Origin of the sequence: Streptomyces sp. NPDC051567 (genome assembly GCF_044454165.1) — a bacterium.
Taxonomy (GTDB): domain Bacteria; phylum Actinomycetota; class Actinomycetes; order Streptomycetales; family Streptomycetaceae; genus Streptomyces.
The window spans coordinates 66890-84269 of the sequence record NZ_JBITDK010000029.1; the positions used below are offsets into that span (position 1 = coordinate 66890).

The 17380-nt window shown below is 74.1% G+C and carries 16 protein-coding genes and 1 tRNA gene; 14 read left to right on the forward strand and 3 right to left on the reverse strand.

Annotation, left to right across the window (positions count from 1 at the left end):
- The first annotated feature begins 62 nt into the window (after positions 1-62).
- Positions 63-2933 (forward strand): penicillin acylase family protein, encoded by a 2871-nt coding sequence (locus tag ACIA5F_RS25690; RefSeq protein ID WP_399356852.1) that lies wholly within the window; start codon positions 63-65, stop codon positions 2931-2933.
- Positions 2934-2943: 10 nt separating this feature from the next.
- Here the strand turns inward: ACIA5F_RS25690 and ACIA5F_RS25695 are convergent, their stop codons facing one another.
- A complete protein-coding gene (locus tag ACIA5F_RS25695; protein WP_399356854.1) occupies positions 2944-3567 on the reverse strand; it encodes a 5-formyltetrahydrofolate cyclo-ligase in 624 nt (207 codons plus the stop codon).
- 105 nt (positions 3568-3672) lie between these two features.
- Between ACIA5F_RS25695 and galU the strand changes: the two genes are divergently transcribed.
- From galU to ACIA5F_RS25735, 8 genes are all read left to right on the forward strand, one after another.
- Positions 3673-4575, forward strand: a complete 903-nt coding sequence (gene galU, locus ACIA5F_RS25700; protein WP_399356856.1) for a UTP--glucose-1-phosphate uridylyltransferase GalU — start codon at positions 3673-3675, stop codon at positions 4573-4575.
- Positions 4576-4579: 4 nt separating this feature from the next.
- A complete protein-coding gene (glp, locus tag ACIA5F_RS25705; RefSeq protein WP_399356858.1) occupies positions 4580-5929 on the forward strand; it encodes a gephyrin-like molybdotransferase Glp in 1350 nt (449 codons plus the stop codon).
- 74 nt (positions 5930-6003) lie between these two features.
- Positions 6004-6483, forward strand: a complete 480-nt coding sequence (gene moaC, locus ACIA5F_RS25710) for a cyclic pyranopterin monophosphate synthase MoaC (protein WP_399356860.1) — start codon at positions 6004-6006, stop codon at positions 6481-6483.
- A 152-nt stretch (positions 6484-6635) separates the two neighbouring features.
- A complete protein-coding gene (locus tag ACIA5F_RS25715) occupies positions 6636-7139 on the forward strand; it encodes a molybdenum cofactor biosynthesis protein B (protein WP_399356882.1) in 504 nt (167 codons plus the stop codon).
- Positions 7136-7765, forward strand: coding sequence for a GNAT family N-acetyltransferase (locus ACIA5F_RS25720; protein WP_399356884.1), 630 nt, complete (start codon positions 7136-7138; stop codon positions 7763-7765). The genes ACIA5F_RS25715 and ACIA5F_RS25720 overlap by 4 nt, the downstream gene beginning before the upstream one ends.
- A gap of 157 nt (positions 7766-7922) precedes the next feature.
- Positions 7923-8951: a gephyrin-like molybdotransferase receptor GlpR gene (glpR, locus tag ACIA5F_RS25725; protein WP_399356862.1), complete on the forward strand. Its 1029-nt coding sequence runs from the start codon at positions 7923-7925 to the stop codon at positions 8949-8951.
- A gap of 78 nt (positions 8952-9029) precedes the next feature.
- Positions 9030-9103 (forward strand) — tRNA-Ala (locus ACIA5F_RS25730).
- A 315-nt stretch (positions 9104-9418) separates the two neighbouring features.
- Complete coding sequence (locus ACIA5F_RS25735; protein ID WP_399356864.1) at positions 9419-10771, forward strand: CoA transferase; 1353 nt, start codon at positions 9419-9421, stop codon at positions 10769-10771.
- A 42-nt stretch (positions 10772-10813) separates the two neighbouring features.
- Here ACIA5F_RS25735 and ACIA5F_RS25740 read toward each other — a convergent pair whose 3' ends face one another.
- On the reverse strand, positions 10814-11314 hold the full coding sequence (locus ACIA5F_RS25740) for a GNAT family N-acetyltransferase (protein ID WP_399356866.1): 501 nt from the start codon (positions 11312-11314) through the stop codon (positions 10814-10816).
- A gap of 49 nt (positions 11315-11363) precedes the next feature.
- On the opposite strand from ACIA5F_RS25740, the gene ACIA5F_RS25745 reads away from it, so the two are divergent.
- Complete coding sequence (locus ACIA5F_RS25745; protein WP_399356868.1) at positions 11364-12173, forward strand: exodeoxyribonuclease III; 810 nt, start codon at positions 11364-11366, stop codon at positions 12171-12173.
- On the opposite strand, the gene ACIA5F_RS25750 is transcribed toward ACIA5F_RS25745, so the two are convergent.
- Positions 12155-12826, reverse strand: coding sequence for a MerR family transcriptional regulator (locus ACIA5F_RS25750; protein WP_399356886.1), 672 nt, complete (start codon positions 12824-12826; stop codon positions 12155-12157). The genes ACIA5F_RS25745 and ACIA5F_RS25750 overlap by 19 nt on opposite strands.
- Positions 12827-13404: 578 nt before the next feature.
- Between ACIA5F_RS25750 and ACIA5F_RS25755 the strand changes: the two genes are divergently transcribed.
- From ACIA5F_RS25755 to ACIA5F_RS25770, 4 genes are all read left to right on the forward strand, one after another.
- Entirely contained in the window at positions 13405-14994 is a 1590-nt protein-coding gene (locus ACIA5F_RS25755; protein WP_399356888.1) for a flavin-containing monooxygenase, read from the forward strand.
- Positions 14991-15998, forward strand: coding sequence for an alpha/beta fold hydrolase (locus ACIA5F_RS25760; RefSeq protein ID WP_399356870.1), 1008 nt, complete (start codon positions 14991-14993; stop codon positions 15996-15998). The genes ACIA5F_RS25755 and ACIA5F_RS25760 overlap by 4 nt, the downstream gene beginning before the upstream one ends.
- The gene (locus ACIA5F_RS25765; protein ID WP_399356872.1) at positions 15995-16879 is read left to right on the forward strand and encodes an SDR family oxidoreductase; all 885 of its coding nucleotides are present in this window, start codon (positions 15995-15997) and stop codon (positions 16877-16879) included. Before ACIA5F_RS25760 ends, ACIA5F_RS25765 begins: the two co-directional genes overlap by 4 nt.
- A gap of 133 nt (positions 16880-17012) precedes the next feature.
- Positions 17013-17189, forward strand: a complete 177-nt coding sequence (locus ACIA5F_RS25770) for a hypothetical protein (RefSeq protein ID WP_399356874.1) — start codon at positions 17013-17015, stop codon at positions 17187-17189.
- Positions 17190-17380: the final 191 nt, after the last annotated feature.

Sequence of the window (17380 nt, forward strand, 5' to 3'; positions counted from 1 at the left end):
GGTCCTGCGCCTATGGTTGCTTCCAGCACTCCCAGGACCACCCTGCCCCTCTAAGGACAGCGATGCCCGCCAACGAATCCGCTCCTTCCGCCAAGAAGAAGGGACGACGCGCCCGTCTGATCGTGCTCGTTCTGGTCCTGGCGCTCTTCGCGGGCCTCGGCTACGGGGCGTACTGGAGCGTGGACACCGTGCGTGCCTCGTTCCCCCGGACGACCGGCTCCCTCAAGGTGCCCGGCCTGACCGGGACCGTCGACGTCAAGCGCGACGCCCACGGCATTCCCCAGCTCTACGCCGACAACGACGACGACCTCTTCCGCGCGCAGGGCTTCGTCCACGCGCAGGACCGGTTCTGGGAGATGGACGTCCGCCGTCACATGACCTCCGGGCGGCTCTCGGAGATGTTCGGCCCCGGCCAGGTCGAGACCGACGCCTTCCTGCGCACGATGGGCTGGCGCCAGGTCGCCCAGGCGGAGTACGACACCAAGCTCTCGCCGGAGACGAAGAAGTACCTCCAGGCGTACGCCGACGGTGTCAACGCGTACCTGAAGGGGAAGTCCGGCAAGAGCCTCTCCGTCGAGCACGCGGCACTGAAGCTGACCGAGGGCTACCGGCCCGAGCCGTGGTCGCCCGTGGACTCGGTGGCCTGGCTCAAGGCGATGGCCTGGGACCTGCGCGGCAACATGCAGTCCGAGATCGACCGCGCCCTGATGGCCAACGGGCTCACCCAGGCGCAGATCGACGAGCTGTACCCGCCGTACCCCTTCGACCGGAACAAGCCGGTCGTCGAGGGCGGCAAGGTCGACGGCGGCAAGTACCTCCCCCAGGGCGCCACCGGCAACGCGGCCACCACCACCGGAAACACCACCGGTAACGCGGCCACCACCGGAAACACCACCACCGGCTCTCAGACCTCCGTCCCGCAGGCGTCCACCGCACCGGCGAACGGCCTCGCCGGCAACGCCACCGCCCAGGGCGCCACCGTCGGCCTGCGCACCCAGCTGACCGCCCTCGCGAAGACCCTCGACCAGGTCCCCGCGATCCTCGGCCCCAACGGCAGCGGCATCGGCTCGAACTCCTGGGTCGTCTCGGGCAAGTACACGACCACCGGCAAGCCGCTGCTCGCGAACGACCCGCACCTCTCCCCGCAGCTCCCCTCGGTCTGGTACCAGATGGGCCTGCACTGCCGCACCGTCTCGGCCCAGTGCCAGTACGACGTCTCCGGCTTCACCTTCTCCGGCATGCCCGGCGTGGTCATCGGCCACAACGCCGACATCGCCTGGGGCATGACCAACCTCGGCGCCGACGTCACCGACCTCTACCTCCAGCAGGTCAGGCCCGAGGGGTACGTCTACGACAACAAGGTGCTCCCCTTCACCACCCGTGAAGAGGTGATCAAGGTCGCGGGCGGCACCGAGAAGAAGATCACCGTCCGCACCACCAACAACGGCCCGCTGCTCTCCGACCGCAGCGACGAGCTCGCCGCGGTCGGCTCCCGCGCCCCCGTGGCCCCCTCCGCCCCCGACCGCGGCGACGGCTACGCCGTCTCCCTGCGCTGGACCGCGCTGGACCCCGGCAAGTCGATGGACGCGGTGTTCAAGATCAACCGGGCCAAGGACTTCGCCTCCTTCCGCGCCGCCGCCGCCGACTTCGAGGTCCCGTCGCAGAACCTGATCTACGCCGACAACAAGGGCCCCTCCGGCAACATCGGCTACCAGGCGCCGGGCCGCATCCCGGTCCGCGGCGCCGGTGACGGCCGGATGCCCGCGCCCGGCTGGGACTCCAAGTACGCGTGGAAGGGCGGCCGGGACGGCGCCACGGGCTACATCCCGCAGAACGAGATGCCGTACGACCTGAACCCGGCGCGCGGCTACATCGTCACCGCCAACCAGGCCGTCGCCGAGGGCGGGACCGGCGCGGGCAAGTACCCGCACCTGCTCACCACCGACTGGGGCTACGGCGCCCGCAGCCAGCGGATCAACGACCTCATCGAGGCGAAGATCAAGGACAGCGGCAAGATCTCGACCGACGACATGCGCACCATGCAGATGGACAACAGCAGCGAGATCGCCGCGCTGCTCACCCCGATGCTGGCCAAGATCCCGGTCTCGGACCCGGACGTGCGGTCCGCGCAGAAGCTGCTGGAGGGCTGGAACTACACCCAGGAGCCCGACTCGGCCGCCGCCGCCTACTTCAACGCGGTCTGGCGCAACGTCCTCAAGCTCGCCTTCGGCGACAAGATGCCCAAGGAGCTGCGGGTCGAGGGCAGCTGCGTGAACGTCCGCGACGACAGCAGCGGCCCCGTCGACGACCTCGCCGAGATGGTCCGCGAGTGCGGTACGCGCGGCCCCGACTCGGCGCAGCCGGACGGCGGTGACCGCTGGTTCGAGGTGGTCCGCCGCCTGGTCAAGGACGAGAAGTCGGCGTGGTGGCAGTCGCCCGCCGTCCGTCTCGACAAGGCGACCACCACCCGCGACGAGCTCTTCGCGCGGGCCATGAAGGACGCACGCTGGGAGCTGACGGCGAAGCTCGGCAAGGACCAGTCCACCTGGAGCTGGGGCCGGCTGCACCAGCTGAACCTGAAGAACCAGACGATGGGCACCGAGGGCCCCGGCGCCCTGCGCCGGCTCCTCAACCGCGGCCCCTGGAACCTGGGCGGCGGCGAGGCCACCGTCAACGCGACCGGCTGGAACGCCTCCAGCGGGTACGAGGTCACCTGGGTGCCGTCGATGCGGATGGTCGTGAACCTCAACGACCTGGACAAGTCGCGCTGGATCAACCTGACGGGCGCCTCGGGTCACACCTACAACAGTCACTACACCGACCAGACGACGATGTGGGCCAAGGGCGAGCTGCTGGAGTGGCCCTTCGGCAAGGAGGCCGTCGACAAGGCCACCGTCGACACCCTGGTCCTCAAGCCCGCGGACGCCTCCTAGGAGCAAGGCTTCACACGCCGAAGCGGCGCACCCCCGACGGGGTGGCGACCGCCCGGACGGGGTGGTCGTGCGGTTCCTCCGGGACCCGCGCGACCACCTCGTCGTCGTAGAGGAGCACGACCAGCGCGGGGTGCGCCCCGGCCCGCTCCAGCCGGGCCAGGACCCGGTCGTAGGAGCCGCCGCCGCGGCCCAGGCGCATCCCGCGCGCGTCCACCGCGAGCCCCGGCAGCAGGACGGCCCCGGCCGTGGTCACCGCGTCCGGCCCCAGCGCCGGGCCGGTCGGCTCCAGCAGCCGCATCCGCCCCGGCCGGCCGGCCGGGGCGAGGCTCGCGGGGCCCTCGTACAGGGCCCAGTCGAGGTCGTCGTCGGGCAGCAGCAGGGGCAGCAGCACCCGCTTCCCGGCCGCGCGCAGGGCGTCGAGCAGCTCGCGGGTGCCGGGTTCGGTGCCGACGGAGACGTACGCCGCGACCGTGGCCGCGCCGGCCAGTTCGGGCAGGGCGGCGGCGCGGACGGCGAGGGCGGTGGCCGCGGCGCGGCAGGCTTCGGGGGACAGGGCGCGGCGGGCCGCGAGACGTTCGCGGCGCAGCGCGGTCTTGGCGGACGGGACCGGCGGGTTCTCTTGGTTCTCTGCCATGGCGGACTCAAATATCCTTGAGAATTGGGACATAGTGATATCTATCTACCGAATTCCGACCGGATTCCCGGCTGAGGCTCATTCGAACCCACTATCGTTCTGTCCATGACTATGTTGCACCCCGTGATCAAGAAGGCCGTCATCCCGGCCGCGGGCCTCGGTACTCGCTTCCTCCCGGCGACCAAGGCGACCCCCAAGGAGATGCTCCCGGTCGTCGACAAGCCGGCCATCCAGTACGTGGTGGAGGAGGCGGTCTCGGCCGGACTGGACGACGTCCTGATGATCACGGGCCGCAACAAGCGCGCCCTTGAGGACCACTTCGACCGCAACTACGAGCTGGAGTCGGCCCTCATCGCCAAGGGCGACGACGACCGGCTGAAGAAGGTCCAGGAGTCCAGCGACCTCGCCACCATGCACTACGTCCGCCAGGGCGACCCGCGCGGACTCGGCCACGCCGTGCTCTGCGCCGAACCGCACGTCGGCCGCGAGGCGTTCGCCGTCCTCCTCGGCGACGACCTGATCGACCCGCGCGACCCGCTGCTGCGGCAGATGGCCGAGATCCACCAGCGCACCGGCGGCACCGTGATCGCGCTGATGGAGGTGGACCCCTCCAGCGTCCACCTCTACGGCTGCGCCGCCGTCGAGCCCACCGACGAGGAGGGCGTCGTCCGGATCACCGGCCTCATCGAGAAGCCGGAACCCGAGGACGCCCCCAGCAACTACGCGGTCATCGGCCGTTACATCCTCAACCCGGCGGTCTTCGACATACTGCGGGAGACCGAGCCGGGCCGCGGCGGGGAGATCCAGCTCACCGACGCCCTGCAGAAGCTGGCCGCCGACGAGACCATCGGCGGCCCGGTGCACGGCGTGGTCTTCCGGGGCCGCCGCTACGACACCGGGGACCGCGGGGACTACCTGCGGGCCATCGTCCGCCTCGCGTGCGAGCGTGAGGACCTCGGCCCGGAGTTCCGCACCTGGCTTCAGCGTTACGTCACGGAGGAGATGTAGCACCTTGAGCAACCCCGCACCGCAGGACACCGACCCGCGCCACCGCCTGTGGTCGGTGGACGAGCACCTCGCGGACATCCTCACCACCGTCCGGCCGCTGGAGCCCATCGAGCTCCAGCTGCTCGACGCCCAGGGCTGCGTCCTGGTCGAGGACGTCACCGTGCCCGTCGCCCTCCCGCCCTTCGACAACAGCTCCATGGACGGCTACGCCGTCCGCACGGCCGACGTCCAGGGTGCGAGCGAGGAGTTCCCCGCGGTGCTGACGGTCGTCGGGGACGTCGTGGCGGGCAGCGGGGAGCTGCCCGCCGTGGGCCCCGGCCAGGCCGCCCGCATCATGACCGGCGCCCCGCTGCCCCCCGGCGCGGAAGCCGTCGTCCCCGTCGAGTGGACGGACGGCGGCGCCGGCGGCGGCGCCGTCACCACCATGACCCCGGCCAGTGCCGCCCCCCAGGGCGCCCGCGGCGAGGTCCGGGTCCACCGCCCCGCCGCGGACCGCGCGCACGTCCGCGCGCGCGGCAGCGACGTCCGGGCGGGCGACCTCGCACTGGCCGCCGGGACCCTGCTGGGCCCGCCGCAGATCGCCCTGCTGGCCGCCATCGGCCGCGGCACCGTCCGGGTCCGCCCGCGCCCGCGCGTCGTGGTCCTGTCCACCGGCAGCGAGCTGGTCCAGCCCGGCGAGGCGCTGACCGCCGGCAGGATCTACGACTCCAACAGCTTCGCGCTGGCCGCCGCCGCCCGGGACGCCGGGGCCATCGCCTACCGCGTCGGCGCCGTCGCCGACGACGCCGAGACCCTGCGCTCCACCATCGAGGACCAGCTGATCCGGGCCGACCTGCTGGTCACCACGGGCGGCGTCAGCGTCGGCGCCTACGACGTGGTCAAGGAGGCCCTCACCGCCGTCGCCGTCGGGTCCGGCGACAAGGACGGCGACGTGGACGGCACCCGGGTCGACTTCCGCCGCCTGGCCATGCAGCCCGGCAAGCCGCAGGGCTTCGGCACCGTCGGCCCCGACCACACCCCCCTGCTGGCCCTGCCCGGCAACCCGGTCTCCTCCTACGTCTCCTTCGAACTGTTCGTGCGCCCCGCGATCCGCGCCCTGCGGGGACTGCCCGACGTCAGCCGTCCCGTGGTGCGGGCGGAGCTGCGGGCGGACCGGGCGCTCGGCTCCCCGGCCGGGCGCCGCCAGTTCCTGCGCGGGAAGTACGACGCGGACAGCGGCACGGTCGCCCCGGTCGGCGGATCGGGCTCGCACCTGATCGCCGCCCTGGCCCACGCCGACTCGCTGATGGTCGTCCCGGAGGACGTCACCTCCGTGGAGCCGGGGACCGTACTGGACGTGATCCTGCTCGGCTGAGGCCGGTCCGCTGCCGGTAGCGTGGTGCCCCACACAGGCCCCGCGCGGGCCCGGACGGAAGCGGCACGCAGAGTATGAGTACGCAGAGCAGGCTGACGCACATCGACGAGGCCGGCGCGGCCCGGATGGTCGACGTCTCGGAGAAGGCCGTCACCACCCGCACCGCGCGGGCCAGCGGACGCGTCCTGGTCTCCGCCCGGGTGGTCGAACTCCTGCGCGGCGAGGGCGTCCCCAAGGGCGACGCCCTCGCCACCGCGCGGATCGCCGGGATCATGGGCGCCAAGCGGACCCCGGACCTGATCCCGCTCTGCCACCCGCTGGCCCTCTCGGGCGTGACGGTGGACCTGACGGTCTCCGACGACGCCGTCGAGATCCTCGCCACCGTCCGGACGGCCGACCGCACGGGCGTCGAGATGGAGGCGCTGACCGCCGTCACGGTCGCCGCGCTCACCGTGGTCGACATGGTCAAGGCCGTCGACAAGGCCGCGGTCATCACGGACGTCCGGGTGGAGGAGAAGACCGGCGGCCGGTCCGGCGACTGGACGCGCGCGTGAGCGCCCCGGAGCCGCCCGAGGCCGCCGGCCCGCACGACGCCGGCCCCCGGGGCGCGGGTCCCCACGGCGGCGGCCCCCGCACCGGCGGCCCCGGGCAGCTCCCGGCGGCCGGTGAGGCATGGGCCCCCGGCCCGCCCGCCACCCCGGCGCCGGTGCCGCGCGCCCTGGTGGTCACCGCCTCCGGCCGGGCCTCCCGGGGCGTGTACGCGGACCGGGGCGGCCCGCTGCTCGCCGAAGGGCTGCGCGGCCTCGGCTTCGCGGTGGACGGCCCCCGGGTCGTCCCGGACGGCGACCCCGTCGAGCAGGCGCTGCGCGAGGGCGTGGCCGCCGGGTACGACGTCATCCTCACCACCGGCGGCACCGGCATCTCCCCGACCGACCGCACCCCGGACGCCACCGCGCGGGTGCTGGACTACGAGATCCCGGGCATCCCGCAGGCCATCCGCGCCGAGGGCCTGGCCACGGTGGCGACCGCGGCCCTCTCCCGGGGCCTGGCCGGCGTGGCCGGACACACCCTGATCGTGAACCTGCCCGGCTCCACGGGCGGGGTCCGCGACGGCATGACGGTCCTCTCCCGCCTCCTGCCGCACGCCGTGGACCAGCTCCGGGGCGGGGACCACCCCGGAGCCGCGGGCGTCCCCGGGAGCCCGAGCTGAACGGACCCTCCTGGCCGGCGGTGCTGACGGACGGCGACGTCACGCTCCGGCCCATCAAACTGCGGGACCAGCGCGCCTGGCGCGAGGTCAACCGCCGCAACCGCGACTGGCTCAGGCCCTGGGAGGCCACGATCCCGCCGCCCGCGCCGTGGGGCCCGGCGGCCTCGCGGCCGACGTACCGCCAGATGGTCCGCCACCTGCGGGCGGAGGCGAACGCGGGCCGGATGCTCCCCTTCGTCATCGAGTACCGGGGCCGGCTGGTCGGCCAGCTCACCGTCGCCGGGATCACCTGGGGCTCGATGTGCGCGGGCCACGTCGGCTACTGGGTCGACCGCGAGGTGGCCGGCCGGGGCGTGATGCCCACGGCGGTCGCCCTGGCCGTGGACCACTGCTTCGCCAAGGTCGGCCTGCACCGGATCGAGGTCTGCATCCGCCCGGAGAACCTTCCGAGCCGCCGGGTGGTGGAGAAGCTCGGCCTGCGCGAGGAGGGGCTGCGCCCCCGCTACCTGCACATCGACGGTGCCTGGCGGGACCACCTCGTCTACGCGCTCACGCCGGAGGAGGTCCCGGGGGGACTGCTGAGCCGCTGGCACGGCGTCCACCGCCCGCAGACCCCGCCGCAATAGAAAGCGAATAGATGTTCGAATTCAAGGGTGCGGCAACCGATTCGTCCATCAGTTGATCCGAAGAATCACAAAAAAAGTCCGTGATATCAGCGAGAACGCGCGACACACCGGCTCAATTGGCGGATTCGTCCACCCGCACCCCTCTACGGTGTGAGGTGTGAGCAGCAGCGGCCTCATCTACGCAGTCATTGTGGGGGCCTGGGCCGCCTACTTGGTGCCCATGTGGCTCCGGAGGCAGGACGAGCTGAACGAGGCCCGTCCGACGGAACGCTTCTCCACTGCCATCCGGCTGCTTTCCGGCCGGGCGGGAATGGAGCGCCGTTACGCCAAGGGACTGCGTGAACGCGGTGACGAGGAGGCGGGGCCACAGCCCCACGCCGACCCGGACGTCACGACCGAAACGGTGAATTCCGTGGACGCCGACGTCCGGGCCTCTGTCATGCCCCCGACCAGGTCGGAGCCGAGAGAGGCCGCCGCCGGACGGGAGCGGCGCGCGGAGCGGGCCCGCCGCGAACAGCGGCTCCAGGTCCTCGCCCGCCGCCGCCGCACCACCGCGCTCCTCTTCCTGGTCTTCACGCTCGGCGCCGTCGTCGCGGCCGTCGGCGGGCTGCGCTACCTGTGGGCCCCCGCCGTACCGGCCCTCCTGCTCAGCGGCTACATCGTCCACCTGCGGGTCCAGGAGCGGCGCCGCTACGAGTTCACCATGGACCGGCGGCGCGCCGAGGCCGCCGCCCGGCACCTGCGCGAGAACCGCCCGCGCCGCCGTGAGCCGGAGGCCGCCGCGTCCGCCGAACCGGACCCCGCCCCACCGGTCTCCCCGCAGGAGGCCGGACGGCGCGCCCTGGTCGAGCAGACCGACCACGCCGAGTGGGTGGACCAGCAGCGCGAACGTGAACGCGGCCCCGCCCGGGGCGAGAGCTGGGAGCCCGTGCCGGTCCCGCTGCCGACGTACGTGACGGCCCCGGTCGCCCCCCGCGCCACCGGCCCCGTGACCCCGGACGCCTGGAGCGCGGACCGCTCCAGCACCGCCGAACCGACCAACCCGCGCCTGCGCGCCCAGCCAGGGGCCCCCGCCCCGGACCTGAAGTCCCGCACCGCCCCGCGCACCCGTGGCCGCGACCTCGGACGCACCCCGCTCTTCGACCAGTACGAGGGCGACGACCGCCCCCGCGCGGCCAACGAGTAAGCGGTGACCTGCGAGTACCCTCCAGGCCACCGGTTTTGGAGCACTCGCGCCGGGATGCTAATGTTTCACACGTCGCAAGGGCCTGTGGCGCAGTCTGGTAGCGCACCTCGTTCGCATCGAGGGGGTCTGGGGTTCAAATCCCCACAGGTCCACAGACGACAGTTCTTGAGTAGCTCTCAAGGATCGTCACGAGATCCCGTTCAGCCGAAAGGCTGGGCGGGATTTCGGCGTTTGTGGGGTGTGCCCGAATGCGGGGCGGGTCATGGGCGGTGGGCGCGGGGGCGGGTGTCCTGTCGTGTGCGCTCCTTTCGGCGAGGCTGAAGAAGCCCTGGTCGAACGCGTCCGGGCGGGCGAATTCTCCGGCCTCCACTTCGCCGAGTCCACGAACGGTCATGGTGTGTGTTCCGCAGCGCACCGCTGAGGCCCGGCGGCATCCCGTGAGGCGGGGGCGTGGCCAGAATGGGGCCATGGTGAGCAGTGGTGAAGGTGATGCGGCGACGGTGGGGGCCTGGGCGGCGTTGGGTGGGGTGGTGGGGGTGGCCGGGCGGGTCGGGTACCGGGGGGCGAGCGGGCTCGGGGACGGGCCGTTGCCGGTGCGGGAACTGGCGCGGGCGACGGTCGGGGTGTGCGCCCTGGCCGCCGCGGAACTGGCCGCCGTACGGGCGGGTGGCGGGGCGTCGGAGGTGACTCCGCTCGTGGTGGACGAGTCCGCGGTGGCCACGGCCTTCGTCAGCGAACGCCACCTGCGGGTACGGGGGCGCGCGCCGGTGGGCTTCGCGCCGCTGTCCGGGTTCTGGCGGACGGCGGACGGGTGGGTGCGCACGCACGCGAACTATCCGCACCACCAGGACGCGCTGGTGCGGGCGTTGGGCGGTGCGCGGACCCCGGAGGCGGTACGGGCCGAGCTGGCCGGACGCGGGGCCGTCGAGGTCCAGGAACAGGTGTACGGGGAGGGCGGGCTGGCCGTCGCGGTGGCCCGGGAGTACGGGGCGCCGCAGCCGCTGGTGGAGACCGTACGGGTCCCCGGCGGGCCGGGGCGCCGGCTCGGGCGGGCGCCGCGGGGGCTGCCCGCCGCCGGGGTGCGGGTGCTGGACCTGACCCGGGTCATCGCCGGGCCCGTCGCGACCCGGACGCTCGGGGCGCTGGGCGCGGACGTGCTGCGGATCGACCCGCCGGGGCTGCCGGAGGCGGCCGACGCGTACGCGGACACCGGCTTCGGGAAGCGGTCGGCGCTGCTGGACCTCGGGAACGCGCCGGACCGGGCCGTCTTCGAGGAACTGCTCGCCGGGGCGGACGTGGTGGTGACGGCCTACCGGCCGGGGGCCCTGGAGCGGTACGGGCTCGGGGCGCGGGAGCTGCTGGAGCGGCGGCCGGGGCTGGTCGTCGCGGAGCTGTGCGCGTGGGGGCGGACCGGGCCGTGGGCGGGGCGGCGGGGCTTCGACTCGCTGGTGCAGGCGGGGTACGGCCTGGCGGCGCGGTGCGGGTCCGGCGGCCGGCCGGGGGCGCTGCCCGCGCAGGCGCTGGACCACGGGACGGGGTACCTGGTGGCGGCCGGGGTGCTGCGGGGTCTCGCCGAAGCCGCCGAAGGGGGTGGCCGCGTACTCCGGTTCTCCCTGGCGGGCACGGCGTCCTGGCTGGTCAGGGAGGTGCCGGGGGCCGGTCCCGCGGTGCCCGGGTACACGCCGGAGCCCTGGCTGCGGGAGGTCGCGGACTCCGGGTACGGGCCGCTGCGGTACGCCGCGCCGCCGCTGCCCTTCGGCGGGTGGGAGCGGGGGCCGTCCCGGTGGGGGACGGACGCCCCCGTCTGGTGGGCGGGGTAGGGCCCCGGACCGGGGCTCCGGGCGCGGGGCCGGGGGCGGCGGTCAGGGGTGGAGGGGCTTGGCCATGCAGCGGCTGGAGTCGTGGAAGCGGTAGTAGCCGAACTTGGGGACCATCGTGTAGCCCGAGGAGAAGTAGAGGGCGATGGCCTCCGGCTGCTGGTCGCCCGTTTCGAGGGTCATCCGCAGCCGGCCCGCCGCGCGGGCGCCGTCCTCCAGCTCCGCCAGGATGCGGCGGGCCAGGCCGAGGCCGCGGGCCTGCGGGACGACGTACATGCGCTTCAGTTCGGCGTCGCCGTTCTCGTAGCCCTCGTCGTTCTTCTCCTGGCCGCGCCAGCCGCCGCTGGCGACCGGGGTGCCGGAGGCGTCGTAGGCCAGGAGGTAGAGGCCGTTCGGCGGGGTGAACATCCCCGGAGCGAGGTAGGTGGCGTCGCCCTCGCCCTCGCTCTGGTAGCGCGCCCGGTATTCGGCCTGGACCTGGCTGTCCAGTTCGACCGCGTCCGGGTGGTCGTACGGTGTGCTGCGGAGCTGTATCCCGTGAGGCATTCGAACATCGTACGGAACCCTCCCGCTCCCCTCCCGCTATGGTGCTGTGATGCTCACTGTGACGTCCGTGAACGTGAATGGAATCCGCGCCGCCGCCAAGAAGGGGTTCGTGACCTGGCTGGACGGGTCCGGCGCCGATGTGGTGTGCCTGCAGGAGGTGCGGGCCGAGGAGGGCCAGATCCCGGCGGAGGCGCGCGCGCCCGAGGGCTGGCACACCGTCTTCGCCCCGGCCGCCGACAAGGGCCGGGCCGGGGTCGCGCTGTACACGCGCAGGGCTCCGGACCGGGTGCGGATCGGCTTCGGCAGCGAGGAGTTCGACTCCGCCGGGCGTTACGTCGAGGCGGACCTGCCCGGGGTGACCGTCGCCAGCCTCTACCTGCCCTCCGGGGAGGCCGGGACCGCGAAGCAGGACGAGAAGTACCGGTTCATGGGGGAGTTCCTGACCTACCTCGGGGAGCTCCGGGAGCGGGCCGCCGCGGACGGCCGCGAGGTCGTGGTCTGCGGTGACTGGAACATCTGCCACCAGGAGGCCGACCTCAAGAACTGGAAGACCAACCGGAAGAACGCCGGGTTCCTCCCCGAGGAGCGGGAGTGGCTGGGCGCGGTCTACGCGCAGACGGGCGCGGGCTACGTCGACGTCGTGCGCGGTCTGCACCCGGACGCGGAGGGCCCGTACTCCTGGTGGTCCTACCGCGGCCGGGCCTTCGACAACGACGCGGGCTGGCGCATCGACCTCCAGGTCGCGACCCCCGGGCTGGCCGCGAAGGCGGTGAAGGCGTTCACGGAGAAGGCCGCGAGCCACGAGGAGCGCTGGAGCGACCACGCGCCCGTGACCGTCGTCTACGCACTGGGTTCCTGAGCCGGGGCCCGGTTCCGGTCCCCGGCCGGGGCGGGGGAGGGCGGGCGCAGGCGGTTCATCGCCATCGTCAGCTCCGCCTCGACCACGCACGTGGCCAGCGGGCGCAGGCGGGGCAGGGCGTCCTCGTCCTGCGGGAGGTGGGTGGAGACCAGCTCCGTGAAGAGGGCCGCCAGGGCGTCCGCGTGCGCGCGGACGCGGCGGCCCGTCTCCAGGACGGCCGACAGCGGGACGCCCTCGCGGACCAGGGCCGAGGAGACGTCCAGCAGCCGCCGGCTGACGTGCACGATCTCGTCGCCGTCGGCGGCGAGGTAGCCCAGGTCGAGCGAGGCCGCCAGGTTCTCCGGGGTGACCTCGCCCGCGAAGTGGTCGGCCAGCGCCTCCGGGGTGAGCCGGACCGGGGTCTCCTGCGACCAGTCGATGCCGAGCAGTTCGCCGAGCTGGCCGACGTCCCGGCCGTTCTCGAAGGCGGCCGTCAGCTCGGCGATGCCGCCGAGGGTGTGGCCGCGCTCCAGCAGGGCGACGACGGTGCGCAGCCGGGCCAGGTGGTGGTCGTCGTACCAGGCGATCCGGCCCTCGCGGCGCGGCGGCGGGAGCAGTTTGCGCTCGCGGTAGAACCGCAGGGTGCGGACCGGGATTCCGGCGGCCTCGGCCAGTTCCTCCGTACGGTACTCACGCCCGGCACCCGGGCCGGCCTCCTGCCCGGCCCGGTGGACGGTTTTCCGTACGGCCCGGTGTGCGGCTCCCCGCGCGGTCTCCGCTCCCGTCGCCGCCCGCTCTTCCGGAGCTTCCCGCTCTGCTCGCTCTTCTTGCTCTTCTCGTTCTTCCTTCGCCACAGCGGAAGAGTAGAGCGTGAGGTCGGCCGCACCCGGGGCCGTACCGTCGGTAACTTTCCTTGGCGCGCCCCCTACCCATGGGTACGGGGCTGCTCTACCCTCCCGATGGTGCCAGTGGACGCTGGCAGCGTTGCGTGTGTGTGGCTGGGGACTGCGGAAGCGGAAACGGAAGGCGGCGGGGCATGGGCGGCAGGAACGGAACAGGCGCAACAGGCGCAACAGGCGCAACAGGCGCAACAGGCAGTACGGGCGGAACAGGCAGTACGGGCGGAACAGGCAGTACGGGCGGTACGGGCAGTGCCGGTGGTGTGAGCGCTGCGGGGGGTACGGGTGGTGCGGGCGCCCCGGAAGGGCCGGACGCCCCGGAAGGGCCGGACGGGCGCGGGCGGCGGGAGCACGTGCGGGTCGCGGTGATCGGGTCCGGGTTCGGCGGGCTGGGCGCCGCCGTCCGGCTGCGGCGCGAGGGGATCACCGACTTCGTCGTCCTGGAACGGGCCGGCTCGGTCGGCGGGACCTGGCGCGACAACGACTACCCCGGGTGCGCCTGCGACGTGCCCTCGCACCTCTACTCCTTCTCCTTCGCGCCCAACCCCGACTGGCCCCGGACCTTCTCGGGACAGCCGCACATCCGCGCGTACCTGGAGCACGTCGCCGACACCTTCGGGCTGCGCCCGCACCTGCGGCTCGACACCGAGCTGCGGATGGCGCGCTGGGACGAGCGGGAACTGCGCTGGGAGCTGGAGACCTCGGCGGGGGAGCTGACCGCCGACGTGGTGGTCTCCGCGACCGGGCCGCTCTCCGACCCGAAGACGCCCGAGATCCCCGGCCTCGCGCAGTTCCCCGGCAAGGTCTTCCACTCCGCGCGCTGGGACCACGGCTACGAGCTGCGCGGCAAACGCGTCGCCGTGATCGGCACCGGCGCCTCCGCCATCCAGATCGTGCCCGCCATCGCCCCCGAGGTGGAGCGCCTCACCCTCTTCCAGCGGACCCCGCCCTGGGTGATGCCGCGCACCGACCGGGCCATCGGTACGGCCGAACGCTGGCTCCACCGCAGGCTGCCCTTCACCGGGGCCGTGCGGCGCGGGCTGCTGTGGGGCATCCGGGAGCTCCAGGTCAGCGCGTTCACCAAGCGGCCGGACCAGCTCGGGCTGGTCGAATCGCTGGCCAGGGCCAACATGGCCCGCTCGATCAAGGACCCGGAGCTGCGGGCCAGGCTGACGCCCTCCTACCGGATCGGCTGCAAGCGCATCCTGCTGTCCAGCGCGTACTACCCGGCGCTGGCCCGGCCCGACGTGGATCTCGTCGCCTCCGGGCTGAAGGAGATCCGGGGCTCGGTCCTGGTCGCCGAGGACGGGACGGAGACCGAGGCCGACGCGATCGTCTTCGGCACCGGTTTCCACGTCACGGACATGCCGGTCGCCGACCGGGTGGTGGGGGTGGAGGGCCGGAGCCTCGCCGAGGAGTGGAAGGACGGGATGCGGTCGCTGCGCGGGGCGACGGCGGCGGGCTTCCCCAACTGGATGACGATCATCGGGCCCAACACCGCACTGGGGAACAGCTCGATGATCCTGATGATCGAGTCACAGCTGAACTACATGGCGGACTACCTGCGCCAGCTCGGCCTGCTGGGCGGGCGGGTCGCGCTGGCGGCCCGGCCCTCCGCGGTCAACGCGTGGAACCGGCGGGTGCAGGACCGGATGGAACGCACGGTGTGGAACACCGGCGGCTGCACCAGCTGGTACCTGGACGCGCGGGGCCGCAACACCACGGTCTGGCCCGGGACGACCGCGGAGTTCCGCAGGGAGACCCGGCACGTGGACCTCTCCGAGTACGAGGTCCTGCGCATCCGCGACGGCGAGCGGGAGCGGGACCGCGGGCGGGAGTCCGGGCGGGAGCACGGGCGGGTTCCGGAGCCCGCCGGGGCCGCCGCTGGGGGTCCGGCCGCTGCCGGGGACACGGCAGCCACCGCCGGGGAGGGGCGCGCGTGAGCCGGGCGGCGCACGTGACCAGCGGGCCGTACGCGCCCCCGGCCGCTCGGCGGGAGCTGACCGTCGTCTCCGCCGACGGGGCCCGGCTCCACGTCGAGGTGCACGGCGAGGAGGGGGCGCCCGCCGTGGTGCTGTCCCACGGCTGGACCTGCTCCACCGCGTTCTGGGCCGCGCAGATACGGGAGCTGGCCAGGGACCACCGGGTCATCGCCTACGACCAGCGCGGGCACGGGCGCAGCCCCGCCGCCCGCACCTGCACCACCACCGCCCTCGCCGACGACCTGGTGGCCGTCCTGGTGGCCACCCTCGGACCCGGTGAACGGGCGGTCGTCGCCGGGCACTCCATGGGCGGGATGGCGGTCATGGCCGCCGCCGGGCGCCCCGAGTTCGTCCGGCACGCCGCCGCCGCGCTGCTGTGCAGCACCGGCAGCTCCCGGCTGGTCGAGGAGGCCCGGGTCGTGCCGGTGCGGGCCGGACGCGTGCGGACCCGTGCGACCCGCGCGGTCCTCTGCACGCGGGCCCCGTTCGGGCCCGTCACCCCGCCGGCCCGGGCGCTGCTCAAGTACGCCACGATGAGCCCCGGCGCCGCGCCCGGCAAGGTCGAGGCGTGCGCCCGGATCGTGCACGCCTGCCCCACCGGAGTCCGGTACGCCTGGGCGCTGGTGCTGGCCGGGCTGGACCTGGACGCCGAACTGGCGCGGCTCACCCTGCCCACCGCCGTCCTCACCGGGACCGCCGACCGGCTCACCCCCCTCCCCCTGGCCCGCGCCCTCGCCGCCGGGCTGCCGCAGTGCGTCGGGCTGACCACGCTCACCGGGATGGGCCACATGATCCCGGTCGAGGCGCCCGAGGCGGTCACCGCCGCCGTGCGCGAGCTGACCGCGCTCTACCTCGGCCCGCCCGGACCCGAGGCGCCGCCCGGACCCGCCGGGGAGCCCGCCACCGCCGGGTCACCGCCTACCACCGGGACATCGCCTGACACCGGGACGGAGAAGACGCTGTGAGCGCGTGCAGGAGTCTGGAGGGGCAGGTCGCCGTCGTCACCGGGGCCGCCCGCGGGGTGGGTGAGCTGCTCGCCCGCAAACTGTCCGCGCGCGGGGCGAAGGTCGCGCTCGTGGGGCTGGAACCGGAGGCGCTCAAGGAGGTCTCCGAGCGGCTGCACACCGACAGCGGCCACTGGTTCGCGGACGTCACCGACCACGAGGCCATGGTCCGCGTCGCACGTGAGGTCCGGGAACGCTTCGGCCGGGTGGACCTCGTCGTCGCCAACGCGGGCGTGGCCTCCGGCGGGCCGTTCGCCGACTCCGACCCCGGGGCCTGGCGCCGGGTGATCGAGGTCAACCTGATCGGCGGGGCCGTCACCGCCCGCGCCTTCCTGCCCGCGCTGACGGAGAGCCGCGGCTACTTCCTCCAGATCGCCTCGCTCGCCGCGATCGTCCCGGCGCCGATGATGTCGGCGTACTGCGCGTCCAAGTCCGGTGTCGAGGCGTTCGCCCACTGCCTGCGCGCCGAGGTCGGGCACCAGGGCGTCGGGGTCGGGGTCGGCTACCTCTCCTGGACCGACACCGACATGGTGCGCGGCGCCGACCAGGACGAGGCCATGCGGGAGCTGCGCCGCCGGCTGCCGTGGCCCGCCAACCGCACCTACCCGCTCGGCCCGGCCGTCGACCGGATCGTCGAAGGCGTCGAGCGGCGCTCGCCGCACGTGTACGCGCAGTGGTGGCTGCGCGGCCTGCACGGTGTACGGGGGTACCTGCCCGGGATCGTCGGGGTGGTCGGGCAGCGCGAGATGCGGCGGTTCGCGCCACGGCTGGCCGGTATCCCCAAGGGGCTCGTGGGGGCCGGTGGGGCCGCCGACGAACAGGAGCGCACCCGCAGCCGCTGACCGGCGCACGGCCCGGCCGTCGCAGGGTCCGCCGCCGGTCCGCCGACCGGTGGTGACCGGGATGCGAGGGATGTCCGCCCGTGCAAGTCTGGTCGGGACCCCCTCCCCGAACACCCCTCCAGGAGTGCACACCATGGGCATCAAGGAGCAGTTCCAGGACAAGGCCCGGCGGCTCGCCGAGCAGGCCGAGGCACGGCAGGGCGGCGCCCGGGACACGGTCCCCGAGCGCGCGCCGCAGCAGCCGGAGCCGAAGGCTGCCGAGCGGCCGGACCGGGCCCGCGCCGCCTTCGACGAAGGCTTCGGCACGTAGGCCGACACCGGCAGGAGCACCGAGGGGGGGGGGGGGGGGGGGGGGGGGGGGGGGGGGGGGGGGCGCCGGGGCGGGGGGGGGGCCGGGGGGGGGGGGGGGGGGGGGGGGGGGGGGGGGGGGGGGCGGGGGCGGGGGGGGGGGGGGGGGGGGGGGGGGGGGGGGGGGGGGGGGGGGGGGGGGGTGCGGCGCGG

What these genes read in the sequence shown, in the direction of transcription:
- ACIA5F_RS25740 (WP_399356866.1), bottom strand. Translation starts at nt 11,314, where the DNA reads ATGCCTCACGGGATACAGCTCCGCAGCACACCGTACGACCACCCGGAC.
- ACIA5F_RS25695 (WP_399356854.1), bottom strand. Translation starts at nt 3,567, where the DNA reads ATGGCAGAGAACCAAGAGAACCCGCCGGTCCCGTCCGCCAAGACCGCG.
- ACIA5F_RS25745 (WP_399356868.1), top strand. Translation starts at nt 11,364, where the DNA reads ATGCTCACTGTGACGTCCGTGAACGTGAATGGAATCCGCGCCGCCGCC.
- ACIA5F_RS25770 (WP_399356874.1), top strand. Translation starts at nt 17,013, where the DNA reads ATGGGCATCAAGGAGCAGTTCCAGGACAAGGCCCGGCGGCTCGCCGAG.
- ACIA5F_RS25690 (WP_399356852.1), top strand. Translation starts at nt 63, where the DNA reads ATGCCCGCCAACGAATCCGCTCCTTCCGCCAAGAAGAAGGGACGACGC.
- galU (WP_399356856.1), top strand. Translation starts at nt 3,673, where the DNA reads ATGACTATGTTGCACCCCGTGATCAAGAAGGCCGTCATCCCGGCCGCG.
- ACIA5F_RS25735 (WP_399356864.1), top strand. Translation starts at nt 9,419, where the DNA reads ATGGTGAGCAGTGGTGAAGGTGATGCGGCGACGGTGGGGGCCTGGGCG.
- moaC (WP_399356860.1), top strand. Translation starts at nt 6,004, where the DNA reads ATGAGTACGCAGAGCAGGCTGACGCACATCGACGAGGCCGGCGCGGCC.